The 17,599-nt window shown below is 62.7% G+C and carries 12 protein-coding genes and 1 pseudogene; 5 read left to right on the forward strand and 8 right to left on the reverse strand.

All coding sequences use genetic code 11. From position 1 onward, the window contains the following. Nucleotides 1-501 (reverse strand): annotated as a pseudogene (locus ACX80O_RS14605) (deoxyribose-phosphate aldolase); the annotation flags it as partial. A gap of 176 nt (nucleotides 502-677) precedes the next feature. Beyond that, nucleotides 678-4,337 (reverse strand): transcription-repair coupling factor, encoded by a 3,660-nt coding sequence (gene mfd / locus ACX80O_RS14610; RefSeq protein ID WP_459307814.1) that lies wholly within the window; start codon nucleotides 4,335-4,337, stop codon nucleotides 678-680. A 222-nt stretch (nucleotides 4,338-4,559) separates the two neighbouring features. On the opposite strand from mfd, the gene ACX80O_RS14615 reads away from it, so the two are divergent. From ACX80O_RS14615 to nhaA, 3 genes are read left to right on the forward strand one after another with little or no spacing between them, the layout of a single operon-like run. Next, a complete protein-coding gene (locus tag ACX80O_RS14615) occupies nucleotides 4,560-5,063 on the forward strand; it encodes a DUF2505 domain-containing protein (protein WP_459307813.1) in 504 nt (167 codons plus the stop codon). A gap of 11 nt (nucleotides 5,064-5,074) precedes the next feature. Then, nucleotides 5,075-5,296: an SCO4848 family membrane protein gene (locus ACX80O_RS14620; protein ID WP_459307812.1), complete on the forward strand. Its 222-nt coding sequence runs from the start codon at nucleotides 5,075-5,077 to the stop codon at nucleotides 5,294-5,296. Nucleotides 5,297-5,314: 18 nt separating this feature from the next. Continuing rightward, nucleotides 5,315-6,667 carry a Na+/H+ antiporter NhaA gene (nhaA, locus tag ACX80O_RS14625; protein WP_459333880.1) on the forward strand — a complete coding sequence of 451 codons (1,353 nt, stop codon included), beginning with the start codon at nucleotides 5,315-5,317 and terminating at the stop codon, nucleotides 6,665-6,667. Between the two features lie 24 nt (nucleotides 6,668-6,691). Here nhaA and sufU read toward each other — a convergent pair whose 3' ends face one another. The 6 genes from sufU to ACX80O_RS14655 all read right to left on the reverse strand — a co-directional run bounded on the left by sufU (nucleotide 6,692) and on the right by ACX80O_RS14655 (nucleotide 14,705). Continuing rightward, the gene (sufU, locus tag ACX80O_RS14630; protein ID WP_459307810.1) at nucleotides 6,692-7,144 is read right to left on the reverse strand and encodes a Fe-S cluster assembly sulfur transfer protein SufU; all 453 of its coding nucleotides are present in this window, start codon (nucleotides 7,142-7,144) and stop codon (nucleotides 6,692-6,694) included. Beyond that, nucleotides 7,144-8,442, reverse strand: a complete 1,299-nt coding sequence (locus ACX80O_RS14635) for a SufS family cysteine desulfurase (RefSeq protein WP_459333881.1) — start codon at nucleotides 8,440-8,442, stop codon at nucleotides 7,144-7,146. The genes sufU and ACX80O_RS14635 overlap by 1 nt, the downstream gene beginning before the upstream one ends. Nucleotides 8,443-8,561: 119 nt before the next feature. Beyond that, on the reverse strand, nucleotides 8,562-10,196 hold the full coding sequence (locus ACX80O_RS14640; RefSeq protein ID WP_459333882.1) for a hypothetical protein: 1,635 nt from the start codon (nucleotides 10,194-10,196) through the stop codon (nucleotides 8,562-8,564). Between the two features lie 252 nt (nucleotides 10,197-10,448). Then, nucleotides 10,449-11,882 (reverse strand): glycerophosphodiester phosphodiesterase, encoded by a 1,434-nt coding sequence (locus ACX80O_RS14645; protein ID WP_459333898.1) that lies wholly within the window; start codon nucleotides 11,880-11,882, stop codon nucleotides 10,449-10,451. Nucleotides 11,883-11,903: 21 nt separating this feature from the next. Continuing rightward, the gene (locus ACX80O_RS14650) at nucleotides 11,904-13,124 is read right to left on the reverse strand and encodes a hypothetical protein (RefSeq protein WP_459333883.1); all 1,221 of its coding nucleotides are present in this window, start codon (nucleotides 13,122-13,124) and stop codon (nucleotides 11,904-11,906) included. Nucleotides 13,125-13,274: 150 nt separating this feature from the next. Continuing rightward, nucleotides 13,275-14,705: a tyrosine-protein kinase domain-containing protein gene (locus ACX80O_RS14655; protein ID WP_459333884.1), complete on the reverse strand. Its 1,431-nt coding sequence runs from the start codon at nucleotides 14,703-14,705 to the stop codon at nucleotides 13,275-13,277. Nucleotides 14,706-14,934: 229 nt separating this feature from the next. On the opposite strand from ACX80O_RS14655, the gene ACX80O_RS14660 reads away from it, so the two are divergent. Beyond that, nucleotides 14,935-16,089 carry a glycosyltransferase family 4 protein gene (locus tag ACX80O_RS14660; protein WP_459307804.1) on the forward strand — a complete coding sequence of 385 codons (1,155 nt, stop codon included), beginning with the start codon at nucleotides 14,935-14,937 and terminating at the stop codon, nucleotides 16,087-16,089. Next, complete coding sequence (locus ACX80O_RS14665; protein ID WP_459333885.1) at nucleotides 16,074-17,582, forward strand: lipopolysaccharide biosynthesis protein; 1,509 nt, start codon at nucleotides 16,074-16,076, stop codon at nucleotides 17,580-17,582. The genes ACX80O_RS14660 and ACX80O_RS14665 overlap by 16 nt, the downstream gene beginning before the upstream one ends. Nucleotides 17,583-17,599 lie beyond the last annotated feature (17 nt).

The raw sequence follows: 17,599 nt of genomic DNA on the forward strand, positions 1-17,599 counted from the left end.
GGCCCCCGCAGCGACAGCATCAGCGGTGTCCGAGAGTTTCACCGACCGCGACGACCGCCCGGACGGGAACGCCGTAGCAACCGCCGCAACATTGATCCGGCCCGGCGCGTCACCCTCGTGTGCCCTGCCCAGCGCCTCAACAGCATAGGGCACCATGTCGCCGTACACACACACCGCGGCCACCCGGGGGGTGGAAAGATCATCGGCGTCGGGAACCAGCGCCTTCGCGACCAGCGACCTGACCTTGCCCGGAGTATCGGACCCCTCAAGGGTGGTCAGGTCCATCAAAGTGATGATCTTATCCAAAGCCCAGGCCTTCGACGTGGTCTTGATCGACCGGGTCCCCAACGACGCCGCACGAGCCTCAAGGCCCACCGCGTCAACCCCAGCGATGCCCTCAAGATAACGCTTCAGCGCCTTCTCGGTCAGATCCCCGCCAATCACTTCCAACGCCCGGGACGCAGGAGCAATAGCTGTGCTCCCGGTGGTAGTAGTTTCCATCGTTGAGTGTTCTCCGTACGTCGATTCGGTGCCTTGCGGGACGGTTCCCACAGCGCAGATCGCGGGCCGCGGCTGGTCTGCTGGCGGCTGGTTTCCGGGGCTGTGGGACAGGGGGTCGTTCCCGTAGGGTCGGGTCCCACTTTACCACCGTGACCCTCCCGCAGCGATGCGCCGGCTCATTCGGTGAAGATGGCATCCACCACGTTCTGGGCCCAGGTCAGAATGTCGGCGTCGGCGAGATCCCGCCCGCCCACCGGCGACGATTTCGGCTTGGGAATCAGAGCGGCGTTCAGGGCAGGCTTCAGCGACGACCCCGGATACATGCGCTTGAGCCGCATCTCCTTCGACTCCGGCAGCGTGGCCGGCGCGAACTTAATGAAGTTCCCCTGCAGGGCCACGTCGGTCAGGCCCGCCGCGCGCGCCGCTACCCTGAACCGGGCGACGGCGATCAGGTTGACCACCGGAGCTGGCGGCTCCCCGTAGCGGTCGTTGAGCTCCTCGACTACCCCGTCAATCGCCTCAACGGTCAGGGCCGAGGCCAGCTTGCGGTAGGCCTCCAGACGCAACCGCTCCCCCGGCACATAGTCGTGGGGAAGGTGCGCGTTGACCGGCAGCTCAATTTTCATCTCGGCTGCCTTCTCCTCGGCCTCACCGCGGAAGTCAGCAACCGCCTCACCGACCAGCCTGATGTACAGATCGAAGCCGACCCCCTGGATGTGGCCCGACTGCTCACCGCCAAGCATGTTCCCGGCGCCGCGGATCTCGAGGTCCTTCATCGCCAACTGCATACCGGCGCCGAGTTCGTTGTGGGAAGCCACCGCTTTGAGCCGCTCCAGGGCGACCTCACCGAGCGGCTTCTCCGACGGGTAAAGGAAGTAGGCGTAGGCCCGCTCCCGACCGCGGCCCACCCGTCCACGGAGCTGGTGCAGCTGGGACAGGCCATAGTTGTCGGCCCGGTCGACAATCAGCGTGTTGGCATTGGAGATATCCAGGCCGGTCTCGATGATGGTGGTGCACACGAGCACGTCGAAGCGTTTCTCCCAGAAATCGACAATGATCTGCTCCAGCCGGGACTCGCTCATCTGCCCGTGAGCGACGGCGATCCGGGCTTCCGGCACCAGCTCCTTCAGATGCGCCGCGGTCCGGTCGATCGAGGACACCCGGTTGTGGACGAAGAACACCTGCCCCTCGCGCATCAGTTCACGCCGGATGGCCGCCGAGGTCTGCTTGTCGGTGTACGGGCCCACATAGGTGAGCACCGGGTGGCGTTCCTCCGGCGGCGTGGCAAGGGTCGAGGTTTCCCGGATGCCGGTCAGCGACATTTCCAGGGTCCGCGGAATGGGCGTCGCGCTCATGGCAAGGACGTCCACATTGGTGCGCATCTTTTTCAGCGCCTCCTTATGTTCCACCCCGAAGCGTTGTTCCTCGTCAACGATCACCAGCCCCAGATCCTTGAACTGCACCTGGTTGGAAAGCAGCCGGTGGGTGCCGATGACGACGTCGACGGCACCCGAGCTGATCCCTGCGGTGGTTTCCCGGGATTCCTTGGCGCTCTGGAACCGGGACAGGGGTTTGACCCGCACAGGGAAGCCGGAGAACCGTTCGGAAAAGGTTTCGTTATGCTGTTGCACCAGCAGGGTGGTGGGCACCAGGACGGCCACCTGCTTGCCGTCCTGGACAGCCTTGAACGCTGCGCGCACGGCGATTTCGGTTTTGCCGTAGCCGACGTCGCCGGAGACCAGCCGATCCATGGGCACTTCGCGCTCCATATCGGCTTTGACCTCGTTGATGGTGGTCAACTGGTCGGGGGTCTCGATATAGGGGAACGCTTCCTCGAGTTCGCGCTGCCATGGGGTGTCGGCCGAGAAGGCGAAGCCGCGCGACGCCATCCGCGCCGAGTACAGCCGGATCAGCTCCCCGGCGATCTCCTTCACCGCCTTGCGTGCCTTGGACTTGGTGCTGGCCCAGTCGGAGCCGCCCATCTTGCTCAGCGCCGGCGCGTCGCCGCCCACGTAGCGGGTCACCTGATCCAGCTGGTCGGTCGGCACAAACAGGCGGTCCCCCGGTGCGCCGCGCTTGGATGAAGCATATTCCAGCAGGAGGTACTCGCGGATAGTCTTCGTGGGTCCGGCGCCGGTAGCGCGCTGCAGCAGTTCGACGAACCGCGCGACGCCGTGCTGTTCGTGCACCACGTAGTCGCCTTCACGCAGTTGCAGCGGATCGACAGCGTTCCGCCGTTTGGACGGCATTTTGCGCATGTCCCGGGTGCCCGAGGCGGTGGTCTTGCCCAGCAGGTCAGCTTCGGTCAGCAACCCCAGCCGGAGGGAGTCCAGCACGAATCCCCGGCCCGCCGAGGCGGTGGTGATCTCGATGATTCCCGGTTGCGGTGGTGAGTCGAGGGAGTCCACCCGCGCGGCCGGAATGTCGTGATCGTGGAACAGTTCGGCAAGCCGTGCTGCTGGTCCGGGGCCTTCGGTGGCAACGACCACCCGCCACTGGTCCCTAACCCGCTTCCCCAGGAACTCCATCATTTCCGCCACATCGCCCTGGTAGCCGCGCGGCTCGCGGGCGTGAACGGTGAACGTATCAATCTCGGGCAGCAGGTCCTGCAGCGAATCGTCGGAGGCAAAGGAGGTGATGGACCACCAGGCAACGTCATTGGCCAGGGCCGACGACCGGGTGTCGGTCAGCGACCTGAAGCTTGCCATCTGCAGGTCAGCTCCCAGCGTCCCGCCCAAGTCCAGGGGTGCGGCGCCGCCGTCGGACGCTGTCGCCCAGGCCGCCTCGAGGAACTCCTCGTTGGTGGCGGCGAGGTCGTGGGCGCGGGTACGCACCTTCTCGGGTTCGATGACGACGGCGATCGATCCGGCGGGCAGCTCCCCCACCAGCGGCACCATGGAATCCACCAGGACCGGGGCAAGCGATTCCATCCCCTCGACAGCAATGCCGCCCGCGATCTTCTCCAACATGGCTGCGGCTGCCGGCAGTTCGGGTTTCAGGAGGGCGGCCCGCGACATCACCGATGGGGTGATGAGGATTTCGCGGCACGGCGGCGCGAACAGCTCTGCCGGGCTGCCGTCCTCCTCACGCGCCAGTGAGCGCTGGTCGGCAACCGCGAACCAGCGCATCGCCTCGACCTCGTCGCCGAAAAACTCCACCCGGATGGGGTGGTCCTCGGTGGGTGGGAACACGTCGAGGATTCCGCCGCGCACGGCAAACTCGCCGCGATGGGTGACCATGTCCACCCGGGCGTAGGCGGCGTCGGACAAGGCACGCACCACGTCGGAAAACGCAGCGTCCTGGCCCACCGTCAGCGTAACCGGCAGCAGCTCGCCGAGACCGGCGACGAGAGGTTGCACCACCGCGCGGATCGGCGCCACAATGATCCGCGCCGGCTGGCCCCCGGGGTGCGCCAGCCGGCGCAGCACCGAGAGCCGTCGGCCAACGGTGTCCGACCGGGGAGACAACCGCTCGTGCGGCAGCGTTTCCCAGCTGGGGAACTCCTCAATGTCCGACGCCGGCAGGTAGCTGCGGAGGGCAGCCGCCAGCTCCTCCGCCTCGCGGCCGGTCGCGGTAACGGCCAGCACCACGGGAACCCTGCCGCCCTCACCGCTGCCCGCCAGTGCCCTGCCGCCCTCACCGCTGCCGGCCCGTTCGCTGTCACCGGCGGCGGGCAACCCATCCACCATCTCCGCCAGCAGCGCTGCGCGCAGGCCGGCGGGGGCGCCGATCTGCAGGTCGGAATTGCGCTCCGGGACACTCGTCGACGCGTTGGTGCGCACCCTGGCGAAGGAGGAATCTTCGCTGAGGGCGGCACGCAGTCCGTTCAGGCTCAATGGTTCTCCTACAGAATCCGTCGGTGCCAGCGAAACGTCAGACCCGAGTTCAACAAATGTCGACCGCTGGAAATTTTCAACACAAAAGCCCGAAATTCTGTCGAATTCCGGGTACCCTACCAGCCTACCCTGCACCGTCCCCGCGTCCACCTTCACCGTCCTGCCCTAAGATAAGTGGGACGGAAACCCCTTTCCACCACCCCTTTCCAGCATGGAGGAACCTTGGCCCTGAACGCCTCAACCACCCTTCCCTACGACGCCGCCAGTGTGACCGGCGTCTTCACCGACGAGGCCTTCCTCAAGCACGTCAGTGAGCGGGTGGGCGGCACCCTGAAGTCAGTGACCGTCGACGGCGACACCTCGGGGCCGTTCACCCTGACCGCGGTCAGGACGCTACCCACCAGCCGCCTCCCGGACATGGTGCGCAAGTTCGTCGGCGACAGCCTCACCGTCACGCAGACCGAGCAGTGGGCAGCACCCCTGCCCGATGGATCCCGCGTTGCCAAGGTCGCCATGACCGTCGCCGGCGTGCCGGTCACCGTCGACGCCGAACAACGCCTCGTCGCCGCCGGAACAGACACCCAGGTGGAACTGACCGGCACAGTGAGCTCCTCCATCCCGTTCATGGGATCGAAGATCGCCTCCGCCGCTGAGCCCATGATCGGCAAGGCCCTGAACCTTCAGGCCACCGAAGCACTCAAGTGGCTTGAAAGCCACCAGGCTTAGGGGAGTCACCAGTGTCGCTTCCTACCCCCCTGGCCCTGATCCTGATCCTGGCCGGCGTCTGGACCCTGATCGTGTGGCCGCCCTTTTTGCGGCGCGTCTTCAAGGATCCGCGCGCGAAGGACGAGTCGGGTGCGCCCACCCGTTTCCTCAAAGTGCACTTCATGTTGATCACCACCTCAATGATCCTGGGTATCGCCACCCTGGTCATCGGCGTCCGCGCCCTGATCGGCTAAAGCAGTGGAAGGTCTAACGTGAGCAACCCCGAGGACGGCCACCCCCAGAAAAGTGTTCTGGGGCGCTCGAGTTACCCCGAGTATCTGAGAATCAACGAGATTCTCCGCAAGGAGACCGTCGGCGGCATCCTGCTGCTGATCGCAGCCGTTGCGGCGCTGATTTGGGCCAACTCCCCGGCATCGGCCAGCTACTTCGCCATCCGGGACTTCGAATTCGGGTACGAGCCCTGGCACCTTCGGTTGAGCGTCGGGACCTGGGCCGCTGACGGGCTGCTGGCGATCTTCTTCTTCCTGGTGGGCCTGGAACTCAAGCGCGAGTTCGTGGCCGGCGACCTGAGGAAGTTCAGCAGGGCCGTCGTTCCGGTGACAGCCGCCGCCGGGGGCGTCATGGTTCCCGCCCTGTTCTACGTGATGGTCAACCTGTCCTCACCCGAGTCGCTGCGCGGCTGGGCCATCCCCACGGCAACCGACATCGCCTTCGCCCTCGCGGTGCTCGCCGTAATCAGCTCGCACCTTCCCAGCGCGCTGCGGATCTTCCTGCTCACCCTGGCGGTGGTCGATGATCTCATCGCCATTGGCATCATCGCGTTCTTCTACTCTGAGGACGTCGAGTTCGCCTACCTGCTGTGGATGCTGCTGCCCCTGGCACTGTTCGGGTTCCTCGCCCAGAGGAACCCCAAGTTTTTCGGCCGCCACGTGCCGGCTGCATGGCTGATCCTGCTGCCCATCGGCGTCGCCGTCTGGATCCTGATGCACGCCTCAGGCGTGCACGCGACGGTTGCTGGGGTGCTGCTCGGCTTCCTGGTTCCGGTACTGCGGAAGGGCAGGGATGGCAGCGTACAACTGCCTCGACCCAATAAACCCGGTCTGGCGGAAATCTTCGAACACCGGTTCCGTCCCCTGTCCACCGGCTTTGCCGTGCCAGTATTCGCCTTTTTCTCCGCAGGGGTGGCAATCGGCGGCGTCGACGGCCTGGTGTCGGCTTTGGGCGACACGGTGACTCTCGGCATTCTCGCCGGACTGATCCTGGGCAAGCCCATCGGGATCCTGCTGACCACCTTCGTCCTGACCAAAACCACCCGCGCCAGTCTCGACCCGGATCTGCGGTGGATCGACCTGCTGGGGGTCGGACTGCTCGCCGGCGTCGGCTTCACCGTCTCCCTGCTGGTCAACGACCTCAGCTTTGCGCAGGGCTCACCGCAGAACGACCACGCGAAGGTGGCCATCCTCGGCGCGTCGCTGGTGTCCGCGCTGGTCGCATCGGTCATCCTGCGCAGCCGCAACAAGCACTACCGCGCCGTGCTGGAGGCCGAGAAGGTCGACGCCGACGACGATGGCGTCCCCGACCTGTTCGAGGACCGAAGCCACTGACCGGTACTGCCGGGCGGCCCGCGCCTACTTGTTGGCGGCGAGCAGCGCTTCCTCAAGTGCAACCCAGGCGAGCATGGCGCATTTGACCCGTGCCGGGTACCGGGAAACCCCGGCAAGCGCTGCCGCGTCACCGAGTACTTCTTCGTCGGCGACGATCGTCCCCCGTGATCGCATCACGGTCCGGAACTCGTCCACCAGGTCCATGACGTCGTCGCGCGCCAGACCGATCATCAGGTCGGTCAGCACCGACGCCGACGACATGGAGATGGCGCAGCCAGCACCATCCCAGCTGACACTGGTGAGCGCGCCGTCGGAGAGGACTGCCCGCAACGTGATCTCGTCGCCGCAGACCGGGTTCAGTTGGTGAGATTCGCCGAGGGTGCCGGCACCGTCGAAGTCCTGCAGCCCCGATCCGTGGCGTTCCTTGGCATGGTCGAGGATGATCTGTTGGTACAGCTGCTGCAGGTCGTCGGACACTATTTGACTCCAAAGAATGGGCGGACACCGGCGACGGCGGCCAGGAAGGCAGCCACTTCGTCGCTGGTGTTGTAAAGGTAGGTGCTGGCACGGGTGGTCGCCGTCAGACCGAGCCGGCGGTGCAACGGCTGGGCGCAGTGATGGCCCACCCGGACGGCGATGCCCTGGTGGTCGAGGTACTGCCCGACGTCGTGGGCGTGGACGCCGTCGACGTCGAACGCTGCCAGGCCGATCCTCGGCACCCCGGCCGCCGGACCAAGCACCCGGACCCCCGGTAGCTGGCTGAGGCCTTCCACCAACTGCTGGCCCAGGTTTTCTTCCCACTCCTGGACGCGCTGCATCCCGGTCTCGGTGAGGTAATTCGCAGCTGCTGCCAAGGCGATGGCCTGGGAGATGCGCTGGGTGCCGGCTTCGAACCGTGCTGGCGCGGTGAGGTACTCGGCGCGTTCCATGGTGACCGTGGTGATCATCGAGCCGCCGGTCAGGAAGGGGGGCATGGCATTGAGCAACTCGGCTCGACCGTAGAGCGCCCCTATTCCGGTGGGGCCCAGCATCTTGTGGCCGGAAAAGGCCATAAAGTCGACCCCGAGTGCATGGACGTCGACAGGGAGATGCGGCACCGACTGGCACGCATCAAGGACCGTCAGCGCGCCGTGCTCCCGTGCCATTGCCACCAACTCGGCGACCGGGTTAATGGTGCCGAGCACGTTGGAGGCGTGGGTGAACGCGACGATCGCCGTGGCGGGGCCGATGATGGTGGCCGCCTCGTCAAGCTGGAGCGCGCCGTCGTCGTCGACGGGGATCCAGCGGAGCGTCGCCCCGGTACGTGCTGCCAGTTCCTGCCAGGGAATGAGGTTGGCGTGATGCTCCATCTCCGTGACAACGATTTCGTCGCCTGGACCCACGATGAACCGGTGGGCTGCCGGCCCACCCCGCCCGACGGAGGCGTTGGAGTAGGCATAGGCCACGAGGTTTAACGCCTCCGTGGCGTTGGAGGTCCACACAATTTCCTGGACCGACGCCCCGACGAACGCGGCGACCGTTTCCCGTGCGGCCTCGTAGGCGTCGGTGGCGTAGACCGCCAGCGTGTGGGCCCCCCGGTGCACGGCGGCGTTGCGTTGTTCGTAAAACTCCTGTTCCGCCTCCAACACTGTGAGGGGGTTCTGCGAGGTGGCGCCGCTATCGAGATAGACCAGCGGCTGCGAGTTGACCTGGGTGTGCAGGATCGGAAAATCGTTGCGGATCCGCTGCACCTCGGTGTCAGTCAACGGGTGCTGCGGGGCGGAGGGTATGGACAAGCGGGCTCTCCTCGGTTATTGCGGGGCAGCTACATTCTACGCGTCACGGCTACCCCGTGCCCCACACAAAGCCAGCCCGTCACCGGGGAAGGTGACCGGGCTGGCTACAGTGCACTGTTCTAATGTGCCCAGGTGTACGGCACAGGTGACACGCCGTCATCACGAACAACGGTGGGCGCAGTCTTGATCGTGTTGTCGTTCGAACTCCGGTAGCTATTGGGTGTCAGCATCAGCATTCTTTTGCCCTTACCGATTGGCCCGGATTCGCTTCCGCTGATCCATCCGTCAGTGACGGCGCCGATGATGGTGAGCTTGCCGTCCGATGTGTTGGACATAAAGTTCACGTGCCGTCGGGTGTACGAGCTGTGCATCACGGGCTGATGATGCACTATGTTGAAGCTTTCCTCGTGGTTGATCCCGGTGACGTTGCGGATCGACTGAAGGTTCCAGGTCTGGGCATCATTGGACTGCCAAAAGGTCGGCATCCCAACCTTGGAGTCATGGGTGAATACGTCGTAGAGCCTTGCCCGGTCGTGATTGTTGTAGCCAATCGGGGAGGCTCCGACGATCGCGCCCTTCACCCGCGAACCGAAGGTGTTACCCGTCCACCGGTAGCCGTCGATTTCCACGTTCCTCGTCACCGAATCGCTACCGCGCCACCAGTTGAGTCCGAATGTCTCTCCGGGGGGAGTTCCGGCGTCTCCGGGCACGCCCGTGATGAGAATGTCTTTGACGGTGGTACCCGGTGAAGACTGACCCACCATGATCCCGTTATACAGGTGGCCCTGTTCGGTGCCCTGTAGCCAAAAGTTGGAAAGGACCTGGTCCTGCCCGTCGTTCATCCGCAGGAGGTACAGCTGGTTGGTTTGTCCGCTGCCTTGCGTTGGCACGGTGGCCGCGAAGCTCGATGTGTTTGTCTTCATCCGAATGATGGTGTCCCGGCCTTCACCGACAATGCCTTTCACTGTGGAAGGCACACGGATGGCAGCGGCGGGGTCACGGAAATTTGATACTTCGAAGACTCCGGCCGGCAGCTTGAGAACCTTCCCGGCGAGCTCCGGCTTCGCCAGGACTGTATTGATATTCTCTCCGGGGCTGGCAACACTCCCCCAGTTCACCCAGTTGCTGGCCGGAGCCGGCACAGGGGCCGGCACAGGGGTCGGCGGAACCGGAGCGGGCGGGGCCGGCACAGGAGCAGGAGGGGTGGTTCCCTGAGGGGCTGCTACCCAGAATTTCGGTCCTTCGTCGCTCCAACCATCCTGGGCGAGTTCTGCCCGCTCCACCGATGTCGTCGCAAAACGGTGGGTGTCACCTTTGAGGTAACGGTGTACCGGTACGGCGCAGTCCAAAGGAGTCGTCGATGCGTAGAACTCGAGGTGTTGAGTTTGGTAGCCGTGGCTATTCTGGGCATTTTCGAACTCTCCCACGCCGGGGGTGTCCGGCATCCAGACGAAATTCCCATCCCGGTACATCCGGTAGACGGGGTGAAGACCATCACCGGCTGCCGAGGCCGCCCGAAAAGCTAGGCCCTTATCCTCGGTAAATCCGAAGCTTTGCCTGGCCGCTGCAATTTCGGCAGTCGAAGTGCTTAGGAGGGTTGCGCCGCTTCCTGGATTCACACTTCTGTAGGTGTTCTTCGTCATTGCCTCGCAGGGTGCCTGACCCGCGGGCGCCGCGTGTCCCGCTGTACTGGCGAGCGGCAGAAGCGACAGGACGAGCAGGAAGCCGATTGAACGGGTGGTTATTTTCCTCATAGAGGGTCCTATGTTAGATGCGGTGAATGGCAGGAATCAGCCACGTGCTGTCCTGCACTCCTTGCAACTAAGCCCAGCCCTTAGCGTTGTTGACTTTTCTCCGGTGGGAGATCGGGCGAGAAGCTAAGCTGGCGCACCCACTCCGAGATGTGGGATCCGCCCTTCTACCCTGGTTTGCTGGCGGGCGAAACTGCCAGCAAACCACGGAAGACTGTATCACGGAAGGATAACGTCCTGTCTCGACGGGATCCATCAGGTAACTGTCACAGCGCGGAACTCGACTGGGGGGTATTCGAAGTAGTTACGGCAGAGCGAGAAGTAGCCCCCACGGTATACGTCAGATGAAACGCTGACTGTACCTCCTTCCCCATCAGTTCTGGAACACCTGATAGATTCTGCCGATACGTCGATCTGGAAGCTCATCCATACTCCAGTGACGGGCTGCGCAGTGGACGTGCGCCCCAGCTCATAGCCGTCAATTTCGTCAGCTACGCGGCCAAAGAGCACGAGCTCACCGTCACTCCGAAGAATCATGTGATATCCACCTGAAGAGGAAGGTTCCCGCACCCGGTATGGCGAGTCATCCCGTTGTCCGAACGCCAGCCCAGCATGATCCCCGTCACGGGGCAACGAGTCGGGCCACCGCATCTCGAAGTTGATGCTGTAGCTCGACGCTGGGACTGGACAGAGGGAGCCCATGCAGTAGCTTGCTTTGTCCCCGTGCGACAGCAGTATTGACGATCCCGAACTGATAATTTCCGGTTGATGCGTCCAGGCAAGTGCCCACGGCAGGTCGCCGGCGCCCCGCAGGCCGGTCGCGAATACATCCGCAGAAGTGCGCGCGGTCGCCGTTGTGACGTACGGGATATTCGAACACATCATCCCCCGCACACCCAGGTTCATCAGTCGGTCCCGCAGCGAACGCGTATGTACCTCCCAGACAACGACGGGCGTGCCAGTCTGCACCAACTTAGTGATGAGTTCGTTGGGGGCTGAGTGATGGATCCCGAGGAGATCGTGCCGTTGAGCGAGACCTTGAAGGCTTTCTGCTGCGACCACGTCGAAATCCTCGTTGGTCAGATACCCCCACGTCTTGTATCCCCGCCGGGTGACCTCGGGGGGCACCTCGGCCAGTGCCGGCTGCTTCCACACGAAGTGGCGGGTGGGATGCGGATAGGTATCCATTAGATCGAGCAGTGCTGCAGTGTTCGTGCGTTGTTTGTCCTCAATAAAAACAACTGAATGGGTCGCATGAGTAGTGAGGACGTCTTGTAACAGTGGAATTGGCAGCAGAAGACTTTTGTCTCCTAGCCACGGGCGGGCGTCGTTCAGGAGCCCGGCCAGTTCATCGTAAGTGGTGTCGGCGATAACCCGGTCAGCGCCAGTCATTCGGAGCGTAGTGAGATCATGATGACACACCAGCTGGCGGTCGGCTGTAGCGCTCACCGACACTTCAATTGCTGTGGCCCCTGCAGCTACTGCCTGCTGATACGCCTCGACGGTATGTTCGGGCCAGTTGTCCATGGAGCCTCGGTGCGCAACGTAAAACACCTCGTCGGCCAGCAAATCGTCCACTGTAGTGATCGGACGCGACTTTTCGCCGGGTGAAGGCACGGAACATCCCGCGAGCACCAGTCCTCCGGATGCGCCAAGGATGAACTGTCGTCTCGACAGCGACGCCGACATGTGTGGCACGCCTCCCCTCCCCTATCGCCCGATCCAACGCGCCCCTGAATCGACACTGCGGCTGGATTTCACCCGATTCCGGGGAACGACCCCTCGGAGGCGGTCAAGGTGACCCGGCAGGACACTTTCCCGCTCGGCGGCAACCACTGTCATCGCAACGATAGTCCACACGATGATGCCGGCTACCGACCGCGTTGCCAGTCCGCTGTACGAATGGGGAATCAGCACCACTATCAAGCCGGCAATTGTTAGGCCTGGCACCGCGTGTCGGGTCCGGTAAGCCACCACGATATACAGCAGGGAACCGAAGTACAGCAGGGCGAACACTATGCCGATATCCACCGCATACATCAATAACGAACTTTCGAAACTGGTTTGGAGGCCAGCGTATTCAGATGCCTCGTAGCTCGAGGTAACCCCCTGACCGGTGAAGAGGTAGCGGTCCCAGTCGCGAAGGAAGATGCCGTACGCCCTGTTCCGGGCCTCAGTGGACCCGGTGTCGTCGGAGACCCGGCCGAGTATTCCAGCTGCGAGGGGGGAGGCAAGCAGGAAGAAGAATCCGGCGGCGATAGCCGCCAGAACCACCCCTTTGGTTCGCCGGCGGTGGTGGGCAAACACAATGGCATAGATGGCGCCAGCGGATGCCACGACAATTCCGACGCGCGACTGGCTGATTAACACCCCGGTCATGAACAGGGCCACCAATGGGACCGCGAGGAACAGGCTACGGACTCCTGCGAGGAGCGGCATCAGGGTGCACAGGACGAGAGACAGTGCCAGGGGTTGGTCAAATGTGCCCATCCACCGTTGGGTTTCCGGGTTGAACCAGAACTGGGTCAGGAAGCCATCTTCATAGAAAATGACGCGTCCCTCGAACCATTGCCAGATAGCGATGCAGGTGACCAGGCTGGCGCAAAGAAACAGGAAGTTCCGCAAGGTGATGGCGAGAAGGAGGGTGGTGGTGCCTGCCGCAAGGATGAGGAGGAAAATCATTGCGGGGGCGACCATCTGGTCGATGAACAGCACCATGCCCCCGCCACTTTGCATCGTTCGAGTCGTCAGAAAGGACACGGCGAAGATCAGCACCAGCACCAGGAACAGATAGCTGTGCCGGGTAACAGCTTGGCGGAGGGCCTGGGGATTACGACCCAGCTGGGTGACAAACACGGCGAAAGTCAGCCAGGTGGACGCGTGGAAGGTGAGGGGACCGACTCGTTGCCCCGTGATGAGGTAACTCCCCACTGTGGGCACGAAAAACCACAGCGCAATGATACAGAGGATTGCCGCGGCTGGGCGGGTGCGCAGAAAGAAAGCTGCTATGAAGCAGAGGCTTACCCACGCGAGAAGTTGCACTTCACTCCGCTCTGTAAAGTGTCAGAGGTGCGCCGCCGGTCATTGACTTTCGACATGCAGACCCCGCTTCCCGTCTGGGGCTGGGTCCTGCTGGGGATCGTTTCCGGTGCCGGACTCCGGCACCTTCGAGGGCGTCTGTTCAGGGGACAACCGGTTCCTCAATCGCCTGTCGATGGGCACCGCGTTGAAGACGAGACCCAGTACCTTGGCGCCTACCAATTCCAGGGTTTCTGCTCCTGCCCTCAGGCTGTCTGGAGTCGAGACCCCATACCTGGCCACGACGATGACGCCGTCCGATAGCGCGCACAGTGTTCTGGAGTCGGCAAAGGGCAAAAGCGGGGCACTATCGAGGATGATCAGATCAAACGCTTCCCTCGCCTGTCTTAAGACGGACTCCATCGCCTTCCCGCTCAGCAGTTCGGACGCCCGTCTGGATGCCGTGCCAGCGCACATGATCCAGAGGTCCTCCTGTGGGCCGGGGTCGAAAGCTGAGCTAAATTGGCCGCCATGCTGGAGCACATCCGACAGACCGTTTTCCTGACTCATCCCGAGACGCTCTGCGAGCCGCGGGTTTCGCAGGTCAGTTTCGATAAGGAGTGTCCGGTAGCCTGCTTCGGCGCAGGCCGCCGCCAGGTTGTAGGCGACTGATGACACGCCGTGGCCCGTCTCAGTCGATGTCACCGCTAGCGCACGCAGCGAATCTGCATCTGACCGGAAGTGGAGATTGGTGCGCAGGTTACGAAGCGCTTCAAACTGGAGTGAGTTCGCCGACGTCACACCGAGGTTCCGCACCTCGCTTTTCTTGGCCGCCGGCACCGTTGCTAGCAACTGTAAGCCACTGACGGCTTCAAGTCCGTCCATCGAGCGCAGTGCATCGTCATTACGGTGTCGAAAAATCACCACGCCCATTCCGATGGCGAGTCCGATAAGGATACCCAGCCCATAGTTCAGGGTCTCGCTGGGGGAAACGGGGTTGTCGTCCTGAGTTGGCCCGGCGACGACGTTCAACACTGTTTCAGCGCCCTCAGGATTTCCCGCGCTTTCGAGATCGTTGACCAGACGGTTGAAATTGGTGGCAATCGATGACGCGATGGCCGACGCCTCGTCTTGCTCAATGCTTCTTACATTTGCGGTCAGAATCAGTGTCTCTGCATCCCCATTCGCATTGATCATGCCGGTGACCGTCTCAACCGATTCGTCGACACCACTGGCTTTCGAAATCTGTTCCACAATCTTTTCGCTCGTCAGCAGACTGGCGTAGCCGATAATTCGCAGCCGGGCGAGTTCGTCAGCCTGAAGGGCTGATTGGCCCGTAGCGGTCGGCGCGAAGACATAGAACCTGACCGTACTTTGGTACACGGGGACGGTAGCGAAAGTGACGGCCGCTGCGATGCCTGTGCAGATGACGACGGACAGCAGAATAATCCACCAGCTCTTGCGGGCGGAACGAGCGAGCGAGCTCTGAAGCATGTGGATACCTGTCTACATCAGGGGCATCGGAGCCTGCGCCCGAAGCATCGCCCGCAGGAGGTGAGAGGGTAAATCTCGCGCCTGACACGGAAGGACCGCCCGGAATTAGTTCTACTACACAACCGGTCGCTGCGTAACCCCATTGACAACACTGCATACAATCATTTCTAGTTACACGGAGTCACTGGGAACTGATTTTTTTGGCAACTCCAGGACAAGGGGGCGTGCAGTGAGAGGTCGGAAATTGCGGGTGCTGGTGGCTCATCCGAGCAGCGAGTTGTATGGCACCGACCGGGTGCTCCTCGAAAGCATCGATGGCTTTTTGGACCGGCACTGGACCGTGGCTGTCGCGCTTCCCGTCAATGGGCCCCTTGTCCCGGAATTGCAGGCCCGCGGGGTCACGGTTTACCGCTGTAGCTCACCAGTGCTACGCAAAAGCCTTTTGTCGCCCCTGGGTCTCTTCCAGCTCGCTATCGCCGCGATGACCGGTGCTGTCAAAGGTTTCCGCGTGATCAGGCAATTCAATCCCGACATCATCTACGTCAATACCATAACTATTCCGCTGTGGCCTGTCTTGGGCCGCGTCAGCGGCCGGCCCGTTCTTACCCACGTCCATGAGGCCGAAGGAAGCGCTCCGCGTTTGCTGCGGATGGCGCTCGCCGCACCACTTGTCCTGGCGAGTTCCATCGTGGCAAATAGTCGGTACAGCGCTGAGGTCCATGCGACGGCTGTTCCCCGGCTGCTGGGTAGGGCGGAGATTGTCTACAACGGTGTGCCGGAGCCGACCTCGACAGCAGCCGCACGAACCAGTGAACCGCGACCACTCCGGGTGCTCTATGTCGGCCGGCTGTCTCACCGCAAGGGGGTCGACGTCGTGATCGACGCAGTCGGTGAGCTGCACCGGCGGGCTGTGCCGATAGTGTTGGACATCGTTGGTGCCGTGTATCCCGGATACGAACCCTACGAGCAAAGCCTCCGGCAGAGCGTCGCACGGCAGGGCCTGGATGACATTGTGACGTTTCACGGGTTTCACACCGATGTGTCACACTTCAGGTCAGATTCTGATGTTGCGGTCGTACCGTCACGGCTCGACGAGCCCTTTGGCAACACTGCCGTGGAAACCCTCCTTGCCGCACGACCACTCGTGGTGAGTGAAACGTCTGGTTTAAAGGAAGCAGCGGGGGGTTACAAAAGTACGCAGTTCATAGCACCGGGCAACGCTGCGGAACTGGCTGATGCCCTCCACCGGGTCATCCGGAACTGGGATTATTTTCGACGCGCGGCTGCTGGTGATTCCCTGGCGGCCGCCGCCAAGCACGGCACTGGTGCGTACCGGCGAGCCTTATCGGACGCTATCTTGCGAACCGCATGCGCAAACGATTGAAGGGTACCGTCAGCGCCTCCCCCACAGTGGATCCGACGGGCAGCGTCGGTGGTGGGTTTCAGCAAGACAGAGCAGTGCATGGGGTTCGCTGGTCCCTGTTAGCCGTGGTCGGACGGCAGGGATTTCAGATCCTCGGCGCACTGGTCCTCGCCCGGATTCTTGGTCCGGCAAGCTACGGAATCATTAGCGTGGCAAGTATTTATGTGGTGCTGGTGACGCTCCTGCTGGATCAAGGATTGTCGGCAGCGCTGGTGCAGCGACCACAGCTCGCGTCACGGGCCCCAGGCGCCATAGTGACGCTGAATCTGGTGACCGCTGTTGTCCTCGGCGCGTTAACCTGGCTCACCGCTCCGTGGCTGGCGGGTTTCTTCTCAGTTCCAGAATTGATCCTTGTGCTGCACATTTTTGCCGTCGCGCTCCCGATCAAGGCCCTTGGCGTCGTGCCGCGGGCGATGCTTTCCCGTGAGCTCCAGTTCCGCGGTATGGCCGTTTCGGATGTCGCTGGTGCCGCGGTCGGCACCGTTTGCGGCGTCACGGCCGCTCTGCTTGGGGCAGACTACTTCGCCGTCGTCTACCAGGTGATTGCCATGGACCTGGTCGCGGGGGTGGTTTTGCTGGTAGCGGCGAGGGGACCGGTCCCGAATTTGCACCTGAATGAGGTCCTTCCCCTGCTGCGGTTCAGTGTCGGAGTGTTTGGTGTCAATGCCCTCGCCTATTTCTCTCGCAATATCGACAACATACTCGTGGGCCGCGTCCTCGGCGTCACAGCTCTGTCGCTGTATGGCATGGCCTATCGGGTGCTCGCGGTGCCGGTGATGCTTTTTGGTCAAACGGTCAACCGGGTCATGTTTCCGGTATTTTCGCGCACCTCCGCCAATCGGGCCCTGGTGGCGGGAAACCTCCTGAAATCCATGCAGGTGCTATCAATGCTGGTTGTCCCAGTCATGGTCTTCACGGCCTGTGCGTCGCCCGTTCTTGTCCACTTTGTACTGGGTGATGAGTGGACGGAGGCCGCACCCCTTCTCAGCGTGCTTGCTGTCGCGGGCGCACGGGAAACCATTTTCTTTATCGCTCCGTCGCTGATGCGAGGCATGGGAAAGGCTGGCCTCAATCTGAAGTACGAAATCCTGGCGACAATCGCTCAGGTGACCGGAATCGCCGTCGGCCTGCAGTTCGGCTTGTTCTGGGTCGCTGTAGGTTACGCGGCGGGAGGGTTCCTACTGACCCCAGTCCTGCTTCTGATTCAGTCACGGCTGTGCGGAGCGACGGTCAAAACCCAGCTCGCAACCATCTGGCCGTCGGTACACTGCAGTTTCTGGGGCGCTTCCGCCTATCTAGCCGTCGGGCTCCTGGACTTGTCGGACGGACGTCAATTGATTGCAGGGTTTGTCGGTTTTGTCGTCACCTCCGCTGTGATACTGGTCGTGTTCCACCGCCGACGGACCAGGGTGTTCCTCTCGCGTCTGGTCACCCTGACCAACCTGCGCAGGTAGCCCCCGCGATTTTCTCC

The sequence above is a fragment of the Arthrobacter glycogeni genome (genome assembly GCF_054511155.1).